Below are 10200 nucleotides of genomic sequence, written 5' to 3'. Positions count from 1 at the left end.
TAGGGCAATTGCACGAATAATATTTCTAAGAAAGCATGGTACTATACCGTTTTATGGCGATTTAACTAGCATTGAAAACGACCTGATTTGACATGAAAACAATCAATTCTTTACGTGCGAATCACTTTCGATAGCTAACTACCACTTTCATGCAATCGCCCTAGCTTCAGATGGATGGTACGTATATATTTCTCGCGTGATAATTATGTTTAATTCTTTACAGCCCTTCCTATTACCCATGCGGCCATTTCACTCAAATACTATGGACTGAAAGTCCATAGGTTGAAAGGCGAATGAAATTCGCTGTTTCGGCTAAAGCCGATGGAATCATCGCTTTATCTCGACTGATTTTCCGCTAATGGCGGAAAGCCGTTGCGTTAGTTGAGATTTGTAGAAGCTAAAGCCTTGCCCTAAAGGGCATAGCTTGAACTAGCGTACGTGAAAAGTCAATAAAAGGGTAACTGATGCTATTTAATGAACTCGTTATTTTGTTCTCAATGAATGCTTTGTGTTAGCAACGGCTGTCGCAAGAATGGTCTCAGAAAAACGTCCGAATTGTATTTCGGACAAGACATCGACTGGGACTGGCCAGGATGTAGATGGGCAGTAAAATCAACGTTTACTCCTTTTGAACCCCTGCACCGATAAAATCACCCGATAAGAAAATCACGTTAGTTGAGCCTGAACGCGGCCTTTTCTGTTCGGTGGGTACAGGGAGGGCGATGAGTAACCCTTAGGACACCAGTCTGATTCCCCTAAGGAGCCCTACCCATGCTGGCGGTAAATCAAAAGCGCTCATACCAGCCAAAGTGCTGCTCAATGATGCGCGTTTTGTTTTCCCTGAGGTAAACCATAAACGCCTGGGCCACCGGAGAGAACTGCTTGTCTTTATGCCAGGTGAGCATCCACGTCGTGTGAAGGGGCAGGCCAACGACAGGAATAATCTGTAAATCATTAATCATCAATTCATTCTTCAGCCCGATCAACGGCATAATAGAATAGCCCAGGCCCGCCAGCAGCGCCTGTTTAACGGCCTCGTTGGGGGTAAGTTCCAGCCGCTTTTTAACCAGTAAGTTGTTTTCGGCGATAAACTGATCCATGATCGAGCGGGTACCCGAACCCCCTTCCTGGTAGATTAGGGGGAGGTTTTCCAGCAGCGTCGGACTTCGTTCATCCCCCCCCTTCAGGCAGACTACGACCTACGACATATAGTTTGTTGGGCATCAGTGCCAGATGGTGGATGGGGAGGGGGAGTTGCTGCGGTAGAATGGACACCAGCGCAAAATCGACCTCGTTGTTGGCCAGATTATCAACCACCTTTTGCCGATGGGTCACGTCTACCGACAAGTCAATGCCATCATGCTGCTGCATAAAACCCGCCAAAAAGTAAGGCATCACCTACTTCCCCGTCGAGACAACGGACAGGGTTAATTTCCCATACAAAAGTCCTTGGTAAGCCAGTGTTTTATCGCTGATCGCCTGAACTTCATTGAGTACTTTTTGGGCCATCTGGGCAATCTCGCGCCCGAAATCAGTCAGGTGAATCCGTCGGCTAATGACCTCTGTCAGGGGAATGTCAAACTGATCTTGAAAGTTTTTTAACTGAATCGATACCGCAGGCTGCATTAGATGGAGTTCTTCGGCCGCCCGGGTGATACTCAGGGTTTGTGAGATTTTGACGAAGATGTGTAGTTGGTGCAGGGTGTAGTTCATAAAAAATCTTTATGCTATTAATCAAATATATAAATTTTCACTTATAGTTATCTCCTCCCACCTTTGCGCCACATCTTTTACTAATCAAGTTAATGACACGAATAACCGTAGCGAAGGGCGATGGCATCGGCCCCGAGATTATGAACGCGACCCTCGCTATTCTGCGGGCCGCCGACGCTCAGATCGAGCTGGATGAGATTGAGGTGGGTGAGCAGGTCTACCTGGCCGGAAATATGTCCGGTATTTCTACCGAATCCTGGGACGTCATTCGGCGCAATAAAGTGTTTCTGAAAGCACCCATCACCACCCCGCAGGGGGGCGGCTACAAAAGTCTCAACGTCACGATTCGGAAAATGCTGGGGCTTTACGCCAATGTCCGGCCCTGCATGAGCCTGCATCCGTTTGTTCAAACCAAACATCCGGGCATGGATGTGGTCATCATCCGTGAAAACGAAGAAGACCTGTATGCCGGCATTGAACACCAGCAAACTGACGAAGTAGTCCAGTGTCTCAAACTGATCAGCCGACCTGGATGCGAAAAAATTGTGCAGTACGCCTTTGCCTACGCCCGACAGTATGGCCGCAAAAAAATCACCTGCTTCACCAAAGACAACATCATGAAACAGACCGATGGCCTGTTTCACCGGGTATTCGACGAGATAGCCCCCAACTTCCCCGACATTGAGAACGAACACTGGATTGTAGACATTGGAGCCGCTAAACTGGCCGATACCCCGCAGGCCTTCGACCTGATTGTAATGCCCAACTTGTACGGGGACATCCTATCGGACGTGGCGGCTCAGATTGCGGGATCGGTGGGGCTGGCGGGGTCGGCCAATTTAGGTCAGGAGTGCGCCATGTTTGAAGCCATTCATGGCTCGGCTCCCCGGCGGGCCGGCCAGAACATGGCCAATCCGTCGGGTCTGTTGCAAGGCGCGATTATGATGCTCAATCACATTGGGCAGGCCGATGTTGCCGAGCGGGTGCAGAATGCCTGGCTCAAAACTATCGAAGACGGTGTGCATACCTACGACCTGTATGAAGAGGGCACCAGCCAACAAAAAGTAGGCACAAAGGAGTTTGCTCAGGCCGTGATCGCCCGGCTTGGGCAGCAGCCGACGACCCTGACACCGGTATCCTACCGGCATACTAAGGTCCTTGACTTACCGGCCTATGCCCGCCGGCCGGCGGCCCAAAAAGACCTGTTGGGGGTGGATGTTTTTGTTCACTGGCCAGGCAGCGATCCGGATGAACTAGCTGCGCTGGTAGGTGAAGTGGCGACGACTGAGCTGCCGCTGAGCATGATTACCAACCGGGGGATAAAGGTGTGGCCCAACGGCTTCCGGGAAACGCTTTGTACCGACCACTGGCGGTGCCGGTTTCTGCCCACTCACGGGAAACCCATCGATAAGGGGCATATTATCAGTATCTTATCAAGCGCCTTTGCCAAGGGTATCGACACGATTAAGACCGAAAATCTTTACGCGTTCGCCGGTAAACCTGCCTTCTCCATGGGGCAGGGCCAGTAGCCAATGTGGGGCTCCCAAATACTAGCCGACCCGCTTTGAGGCAGGCGTCGTTTTTCAGTCAACTAATTTTCTCATGAAACTTCAATTAATCAATGGGCGATTCAGCCCGCAGGATGCTCTAGCTATTCTGACCAAAATGACGCAGGTCAAAGTGAGCTATCAGGAAGCGCAGATAAAGGCTGCCGATCGGGAAGAGGACATTAAATCCCGCGAGAAGCGCATTAAAGAGTTACAGCGAAACCTACAGGAAGCCCGGGAGTACATTGCGGCCAATGGACGGCATGGCGTGAGTTTACAAGCCGAGATTTTACTGACTGTTGATGAACATAACCTCTAAGCGCATGAAAAAGACCCTACCGGTAAAGGGCGCTAGTGCCCTGTCCACTCGCTATGGATTGGTGGCCGGGCCTACTGCCTGGGCTTTCCGGATTCAGTAACTCCGTCTCGGGCTACCTCATTGATGAGGGCATCGCGGTTCTACTACTGGCGCTCGGTTCTTAACCTATTTGTTGTTTTTGGTTGAATTAGCCCCCAATCAAAACGCCTTACTTGCTTAGGAATACTGCCCCGCGCTTTCGCATTTGACAATCTATGAACTCAAAACAGGAAGAAAAAATGGATAAAATTGAAACGTTAACCTTAATCGAAGGCAATTTCTCGGAAGAAGAAGCCCAGGAGATCTTAATGAATGTTTTTTCGGCCAAAATCAAATTCCATCAATCGACAGATTTTAGTTCACAATTACGGTTTGGAAAGCAATGTGAAACGGCTAAAAAAAGGATTCCCGAATTAAATAAGGAAATAGAAAAAGTGTTGCAGGTCGTTTCAGAAGCCAAATCAAAAAACAAGCGTCTAATCATTACGTCAGGAATAGATATCTATCTATCGGATGATTAGCTGGTGTGGTCGGGTTTAGCGGCCCACAACCCGGTCAATTTATGTGTCGTGCTTTTCCGTGCCGACCGGCTACACCGGAATGCCGGACCACGGCGGGCCGGCCGTTTTCAGTTGTCGAGGCATTGCTCTAGTACTCTTCCAAAGTAGAGATTGGAGTAAAATGGTTAGCTTTGTGGCATGGGCCAAATCGCTACCCAGTTCATCCTGTCGGAAGCCGATCAGACAACACTCACTGACCTCGTTAGTAAAGGCAAAGAATCAGTTCGCAAGTTGAATCGCGTTAGAGCCTTGCAGTTTTCGCATCAGGGTCAGCACCCCGAGCAGATTAGCCACTTGTTGGGTATCAGTGTGGCAACGGTTTATAACTTGCGAAAACGCTATCGAGAAGATGGATTGCAACGGGCTATCAGCGAAAAAGCCCGGCCGGGGCAACCCCGAAAAGTGACCCAGGAGGTAGAAGCTCATATTACTCAACTGGCTTGTAGTCAGGCACCGGATGGGCGCACTCGTTGGACAGTAGCTCTAATTAACGAACGGTTAGTCAAACTCGAGATTCACATTGACGATGAGTCAGTACGGTTGGCCTTAAAAAAAGCAAACTTAAGCCCTGGCTCAAGAAACAGTGGTGCATCGGGCAGATAGACGGGGAGTATTTAGCCAAAATGGAAGACGTTTTGGCCGTCTACTCGCAGCCAGCAGTACCTGGCCGGGCGCGACTTTGTTTCGACGAGCGGCCCTGTCAATTACTTGATGATGTGGTAACCGCATTACCAGTTCAGACCGGTAAGGTCGCTAAAGAAGAAAACGAGTACATTAGGAAAGGAACGTGTGTGGTCTTTTTGGCCTACGATTTGGACACGGGCAGACGCTATGCGCAAGTACGGCAACAACGGACCAAAGCGGATTACGCCGAGTTCATGCACGAGGTGATATCAATCCACTATACTGATATTGAGTTCATTGACTTAGTACAGGACAATTTGAACACCCACAAGTACGGTTCATTTTACGAACATCTGCTGCTGGCGCAGGCGCGGGTTTTAAGCCGTAAATTACTGTTTCATTTCACGCCCAAACACGGCTCATGGCTAAATATGCCAGAGCCGGGTGGCCGGAGCCATTGATTTTTCAGTGTTAGCTCGCCAATGTTTAAATAAACGGATTGGTAGTTTGGCCGAACTGTCTCGCCAAGTAGGACTATGGGTCACTGAACGCAACCAGCGAGCTATACAAGTTCATTGGAGCTTTACAGCAACTGCTGCTGAGACTAAACTCAAACGATGGTACCAACAGGTGAACCCTGCCAACAAGCCAGATGAAGTCTAACCATTAAATTGAAAGAGTACTAGTAAGTGCAATAGTGCCCGCTCATCCAGGTCATGAAGTGTTTCCAGTGAATTCGCTGACACCGACCTAGCCAATCGCTGAACGGCTTCCTGTCCACTGGACCAGTGCTTCAGAATCAAGTAGTTTAGTAGCACGGCAGCTATTGCCAAGTCGTTCGTGGCCGAGATTAGTGACAAGGCAATACCGCTAAACTGATGACTGATGTCAGCATATTCCTTCGAGTTACGGCGTTGATAGACATCAGACTGTTTGAATTTCAGCAGAGACAGGTGCTGCCAGAGGTAGGCTGTGCTACCATTGGATTCAAGGGGAGCAGAATGGTCCAGCTCCGATGCGGCCAGTCTGGATGGCTACGAATATGCCCTATCATTTAGATAGCTGGTTGCGGGGGGAATCAGTGATGAATAATTCATGGAAGTAAGTGGTTCAGGCCGCTTGCTGGATTGTGAAATTGTGATCGAACGGATTTTCCGGCGAATCAATAGAGCGGAATATATCCTGAGCGGATACGATCAAGTTATCTTTAAACGTGTCGTCATCACCATCAAAGTTGAATTCCTCATTGACAAGAACCTCCATAGTAGGGTCAATCCATTTGTGCGTTTTCATGAGCGTGAGAAAGATTAGAAGGGTTGAAAATGATTCATTAATATTGCCAAAATAGACCAGTAATTATGCAGACCACGAACTCAGTCTTCAAAGCACTTAGTGATGAAACACGTCGAAAAATATTGGACATGCTGGCTTCTGGTCCCATGCCCGCAGGAAAAATTGCTGATGCTTTTACAATGGCAAAACCCAGCATTTCACACCATCTTAATTTGTTAAAAGAAGCTGGTCTGGTTTACAGCAAAAAGAAGGGCCAGTATGTGTATTATGAACTCAATTCCAAATCCATTGCTGAAGTAGCCACCTGGATTCAATATCTCCAGTCTGCTAGTATCCCTTAATCAAGTCAAACGTTAGTAGTACAATGTGAGCCGATGCGTGGGCAATTATAGCAAATACAAGGCCGTAGCGCCAATACAACCAGCCAAAAACCACACCCGCTAAGGCGTTAGCAAGGATGATATAGAGGGTCAACGTAGCAGATGGATGAGCGACCATTAACCGCATGGCAGGTAGGTGTCCAGCTCCGAATAGCAAGGCTGCCCCGATAATAGCAACCCAATAAATGACTGCGGCCTTTGTGTGGAACAGCAAACTCAGTAACCAGATGAACAGAGTCATCAGGCCGAATCGCATCAAAATCTCTTCAGTGATACCTCCATAAAGTAATCTCGCGGGTATGGTCATACTATGGTCATCAACAAGTTGCGAGAATTCGTCAGGAATCAGACGTTGAAACAGCATCACCACACAAATAATCAGCAGGCTGGCGATTGCTCCAGGTAATACGCCCCTGGAGAAGATGTTTTTCACGGCCACCCCTGATTCAAAATCAGCCCCGCGAAAGATAAATAAGGCAACCTTTCGATAAAGCAGTGAACCAATGACGACGCTTATAATCAGGAGAAGCAATGGATTCACTAACATCAATAGTTTTAGCTGCATAGGCGGAAACTTTTCCAGCATTGCCTTGGGCAAATTCTTAGTTGGGAAATCTACGGTCAATAGCGAAGCTACTCCGATTAATCCGGCGAGTAGTAGCAACAAGCCCGTTTGGGTCTTTGTTGGAGCCTTGTACGTCATAGTAATCATTAGCTGTTCAGAGTTAAGATTCGTTTTTGTTGATCCGGTGTCAGTAGTTGGCAAGTTGCAGCTTTTCCAAATATGTACCGGTGACGGGCAAACTTGTCGTATAAGGTATCTCGAAGGCTGAGCGGAACATAACGTAGCCACCAAATGCATTGCCACCGGCTTTTGAGTCGACGCCCTATGCGCAACACCGCTTCTGATTTTGAGTAGGCTACGTTGTCCTCCAGCAGGACTATACTGTCGGCATCTGGATTTCCTGCCTTCAGCCAAAGTTCCTGACCCAGAATTGATTGTCTAGCGACAAAAGAGAAGTAGCCAGTAGGATCACGACTAATTACGAATTGTACGCAGGCGTTGCAAAAGCCACATACTCCGTCGAAGACAATTGTTGCGTTCATGACCATTCACGTTAGATAGGAGGGGACCACGCTAAACCTGCACGGGTGACACTCGTTCTACCTTCATTAACGGCAACTGAGGGAATCTTTTCCGCACCCGGTTCAATGCGGTGGAGAAATGGAATGGCTGATAAAACGGGCGCAGGAAAATAATCAGCCCTGCCGCCATGGCCATAAAGAACGTTGGCAGGCCGTGTACCAGAATGATCATAAAGTGAAACCCCAGCCCGGCTATCAGTAAATATTTCTGGTATTTAACCTCCAGCGTGAGGCCCAGAAACAGACTTCCCTCCAAAATCAGGGCACCCCAGGTGAGCAGGACAATACACCAGCGGTTGGCCAGGATGGGTAATAAAAAGCTATGCATCTCGGGCGATAATCCAAACATAGGGTTTGAAAACCAGTAATAAATGGCCGTGCCATCAGCCCATTCCGGCACTTTGAATTTGCCGACACAAGCTTCAAAATAAATTAAGGCTACCTGTAGCCGCAACAGCGTGTAAGAAGTCAGGGCTATTAATTTACGAAGCTGAAAACCAACTGAAGTGGACTCCACAATCGGAGTAGCCGACCAGTGCCAGGTGCGGGGGTCTGTCAGTGCCAGGGGTAAAAGCAAAAAACTGAGCACGAGGGTTACCTGATCACCCCCGTCAACCAGAATGGCTGTCGACATCAGGCTAAAACTAACGTAAAAGTGTAATAATGCCGTCAGTCGGGGGTAAACACCAATGATGACCAGAATCAGGATGCCGATACACACCCAACGGGCTACCTCCAAATCACCTAACCAGCAGAATAAACTGTACTGAGATGGCCCTATACAACTCACACACTCCGTCATGCCTGCTGCGGGTCGGAAAAGGGTTCCCGTGTCATTCAGGAGTAGTGTACAGAACGTACCGAATGCGAGTAGGGACCGGACTACGCCGTATACATTGGTCCAGGGATTACGGGATAGCAGGGTGGTCAAATAACGGTCGAAAGAATTTAGCGTTTGCATACAACAGTGAATTTAAGGATGGAACAAGGAAGCGTTGGTTGATTACGTTGGGCGGCCCATGCCCAGGGAATAATTCCTTTCTTGATGAGGTAATACGTGCCTTCGAGATAGGGGTGGGGCGTATCGTTGGTCACTACGACATTTGTAAGCCTGTGCGACGCTATAAAAGCCGCCGGATCGGTCTCGCACTGTACCCATTTATCGGTTGGGGCATTATAAAGCAGATAGGCGTATTCGACACTCATCGCCCGCGACGACCGTTTGAGGCCCATCCAGTTAGCCAGCGTGGCCTGACGTTGTCCGTCAACCAGAGTCAGGCGGTTGTCTGATAACTGGTACAACTGCATGTTTTCGTCACGTGGGCTCTTCGTAAAAAAAGCCCATCCCTGCGGAAACAGCATCCGAATATTCTGCTGTAATTCGTAATTAAGCCGAATTGGATTTTCCTTTTTGTAGATCAACAAGGAGAGAAAGGCGAAGAAGATCCATAACGAACTCACGCCGATAAAGAGTAGCCGGGTCACTTTCATCGTTACATTGATTAAGGGTTAACACCTGTTTATGTAGCACGGGGTATTCATTTAGTTCGCCCCGTTTGCGTAGTTCAAATTTGCGCTGTACGACAGTAGTACCAAATTTTGTTATACCAGCACCCGAATTGTCTATATGGGATGGCTGTTGCCCACGCCTTGGAAAAGAAGCCACCCTGGTAAACACGCCTGTAACGCGCGTTTGCCGGGGTGGAAAATCGTTTATACAATCAGGTTGCGGTGCGAAGAAAGGCTACAAATTCCTGTTCTGTAACTTTTCCCCGCATCGAAACCTGACCCCGCTATCGACGGTTGAGGACGGTAAGTAACCTTAATCGACCACTAAACGATCAGCGGGGCGACTGCGCAGATAGACGCTACGATCTGCTCATGAAACAGCGATTGGCCATTGTTTCGCTGAGCCATCGTTATCTCTTGGACTTCTTTTGGTACAGTGATGGCCACCCAAACGAACACCGCAGCAGCCGCCACCAGTAGTAACACCACCAATACGCAGGTTCCATTGTTAGCGTCGATAGGTTTGCCTTTCTGCATCTGAGCTACCAGCTTCTCCAGGGCCTGAGCATCCAGCTTACCACCCTGACGGGCTGCTTCGGCCTGGGCCTGGGCCTGTAGCTTGGCTAACTCACCCTTGTCCAAATGATACACCCGCTCCAGCGATTGGGTCAGTATTTTCTCGCTTTGGGTCAGCGTCTGGCTCACCCGCATCAAATCCCCGCTCTTGAGAACCGATTTGAATTGAGCAAAATAACCCGGATGGGTAGCCTTGATGTCGGCTAGGACGGCCTGCCGCACCTGAGCCACCAGCGCCTGCTGGCTGGCCGACTGGGCTTTGTTGGCATAAGCCATCTTGAGTGACTGGGCTTCGGGCAACATCTGGGCATACTGCCCTTCGAGGAAAAACACCCCCCGGAACATCTCCTCACCACTGAGGAAGGTAGCCCGGGTCCGGGTATTTTCGGTGGCAAAGCTACTGAACGAAGCCAGTACAAAGCAGATCAACAGAGGCAGAGCCGAGTAGGCATTCAGCAGGGACTTACGAATAAAAGTAATCATGAGTGATAAAA

At 48.9% G+C, this 10200-nt stretch carries 12 protein-coding genes and 1 pseudogene; 6 read left to right on the top strand and 7 right to left on the bottom strand.

Features of this window, described 5'->3' with window-relative positions:
* Positions 1 to 785 precede the first annotated feature (785 nt).
* Positions 786 to 1713 (bottom strand): annotated as a pseudogene (locus tag B157_RS34740) (LysR family transcriptional regulator).
* A 92-nt stretch (positions 1714 to 1805) separates the two neighbouring features.
* Here B157_RS34740 and B157_RS0108305 point away from each other — a divergent pair.
* The 5 genes from B157_RS0108305 (at position 1806) to B157_RS34730 (ending at position 5263) form a co-directional block, all read left to right on the top strand.
* The gene (locus B157_RS0108305) at positions 1806 to 3242 is read left to right on the top strand and encodes an NADP-dependent isocitrate dehydrogenase (protein WP_020602891.1); all 1437 of its coding nucleotides are present in this window, start codon (positions 1806 to 1808) and stop codon (positions 3240 to 3242) included.
* Between the two features lie 73 nt (positions 3243 to 3315).
* Positions 3316 to 3579: a hypothetical protein gene (locus tag B157_RS0108300; protein ID WP_020602890.1), complete on the top strand. Its 264-nt coding sequence runs from the start codon at positions 3316 to 3318 to the stop codon at positions 3577 to 3579.
* Positions 3580 to 3833: 254 nt separating this feature from the next.
* Positions 3834 to 4139: a hypothetical protein gene (locus B157_RS0108295; protein WP_020602889.1), complete on the top strand. Its 306-nt coding sequence runs from the start codon at positions 3834 to 3836 to the stop codon at positions 4137 to 4139.
* Between the two features lie 177 nt (positions 4140 to 4316).
* Positions 4317 to 4781 (top strand): helix-turn-helix domain-containing protein, encoded by a 465-nt coding sequence (locus B157_RS34735; protein ID WP_020602888.1) that lies wholly within the window; start codon positions 4317 to 4319, stop codon positions 4779 to 4781.
* 20 nt (positions 4782 to 4801) lie between these two features.
* Positions 4802 to 5263: a transposase gene (locus B157_RS34730; protein WP_020602887.1), complete on the top strand. Its 462-nt coding sequence runs from the start codon at positions 4802 to 4804 to the stop codon at positions 5261 to 5263.
* Positions 5264 to 5912: 649 nt separating this feature from the next.
* Here B157_RS34730 and B157_RS0108280 read toward each other — a convergent pair.
* A complete protein-coding gene (locus tag B157_RS0108280) occupies positions 5913 to 6095 on the bottom strand; it encodes a hypothetical protein (RefSeq protein WP_020602886.1) in 183 nt (60 codons plus the stop codon).
* 65 nt (positions 6096 to 6160) lie between these two features.
* On the opposite strand from B157_RS0108280, the gene B157_RS0108275 reads away from it, so the two are divergent.
* Complete coding sequence (locus B157_RS0108275; protein ID WP_041951975.1) at positions 6161 to 6436, top strand: autorepressor SdpR family transcription factor; 276 nt, start codon at positions 6161 to 6163, stop codon at positions 6434 to 6436.
* Here B157_RS0108275 and B157_RS0108270 read toward each other — a convergent pair.
* From B157_RS0108270 to B157_RS0108250, 5 genes are all read right to left on the bottom strand, one after another.
* On the bottom strand, positions 6423 to 7187 hold the full coding sequence (locus B157_RS0108270) for a CPBP family intramembrane glutamic endopeptidase (protein WP_020602884.1): 765 nt from the start codon (positions 7185 to 7187) through the stop codon (positions 6423 to 6425). The genes B157_RS0108275 and B157_RS0108270 overlap by 14 nt on opposite strands.
* The gene (locus tag B157_RS0108265) at positions 7187 to 7582 is read right to left on the bottom strand and encodes a thiol-disulfide oxidoreductase DCC family protein (RefSeq protein ID WP_026308581.1); all 396 of its coding nucleotides are present in this window, start codon (positions 7580 to 7582) and stop codon (positions 7187 to 7189) included. The genes B157_RS0108270 and B157_RS0108265 overlap by 1 nt, the downstream gene beginning before the upstream one ends.
* A 31-nt stretch (positions 7583 to 7613) precedes the next feature.
* Complete coding sequence (locus B157_RS0108260) at positions 7614 to 8582, bottom strand: sporulation-delaying protein SdpB family protein (RefSeq protein ID WP_020602882.1); 969 nt, start codon at positions 8580 to 8582, stop codon at positions 7614 to 7616.
* Entirely contained in the window at positions 8570 to 9112 is a 543-nt protein-coding gene (locus B157_RS36730; RefSeq protein ID WP_020602881.1) for an SdpA family antimicrobial peptide system protein, read from the bottom strand. Before B157_RS36730 ends, B157_RS0108260 begins: the two co-directional genes overlap by 13 nt.
* Positions 9113 to 9454: 342 nt before the next feature.
* Positions 9455 to 10200: sporulation delaying protein family toxin (locus tag B157_RS0108250; RefSeq protein WP_020602880.1), on the bottom strand; the 746-nt coding region annotated here is incomplete at its 5' end.

It is taken from the genome of Spirosoma spitsbergense DSM 19989 (assembly GCF_000374085.1).
Taxonomy (GTDB): Bacteria; Bacteroidota; Bacteroidia; order Cytophagales; family Spirosomataceae; genus Spirosoma; species Spirosoma spitsbergense.
This window is presented reverse-complemented; position numbering and strand designations above follow the sequence as displayed.

Excerpts from the sequence above, each read along its gene's own strand:
- B157_RS0108300 (WP_020602890.1), top strand. The coding sequence starts at position 3,316 with ATGAAACTTCAATTAATCAATGGGCGATTCAGCCCGCAGGATGCTCTA.
- B157_RS36730 (WP_020602881.1), bottom strand. The coding sequence starts at position 9,112 with ATGAAAGTGACCCGGCTACTCTTTATCGGCGTGAGTTCGTTATGGATC.
- B157_RS34735 (WP_020602888.1), top strand. The coding sequence starts at position 4,317 with ATGGGCCAAATCGCTACCCAGTTCATCCTGTCGGAAGCCGATCAGACA.
- B157_RS0108275 (WP_041951975.1), top strand. The coding sequence starts at position 6,161 with ATGCAGACCACGAACTCAGTCTTCAAAGCACTTAGTGATGAAACACGT.
- B157_RS0108270 (WP_020602884.1), bottom strand. The coding sequence starts at position 7,187 with ATGATTACTATGACGTACAAGGCTCCAACAAAGACCCAAACGGGCTTG.
- B157_RS0108265 (WP_026308581.1), bottom strand. The coding sequence starts at position 7,582 with ATGAACGCAACAATTGTCTTCGACGGAGTATGTGGCTTTTGCAACGCC.
- B157_RS0108280 (WP_020602886.1), bottom strand. The coding sequence starts at position 6,095 with ATGAAAACGCACAAATGGATTGACCCTACTATGGAGGTTCTTGTCAAT.
- B157_RS0108305 (WP_020602891.1), top strand. The coding sequence starts at position 1,806 with ATGACACGAATAACCGTAGCGAAGGGCGATGGCATCGGCCCCGAGATT.
- B157_RS34730 (WP_020602887.1), top strand. The coding sequence starts at position 4,802 with ATGGAAGACGTTTTGGCCGTCTACTCGCAGCCAGCAGTACCTGGCCGG.
- B157_RS0108295 (WP_020602889.1), top strand. The coding sequence starts at position 3,834 with ATGAACTCAAAACAGGAAGAAAAAATGGATAAAATTGAAACGTTAACC.
- B157_RS0108260 (WP_020602882.1), bottom strand. The coding sequence starts at position 8,582 with ATGCAAACGCTAAATTCTTTCGACCGTTATTTGACCACCCTGCTATCC.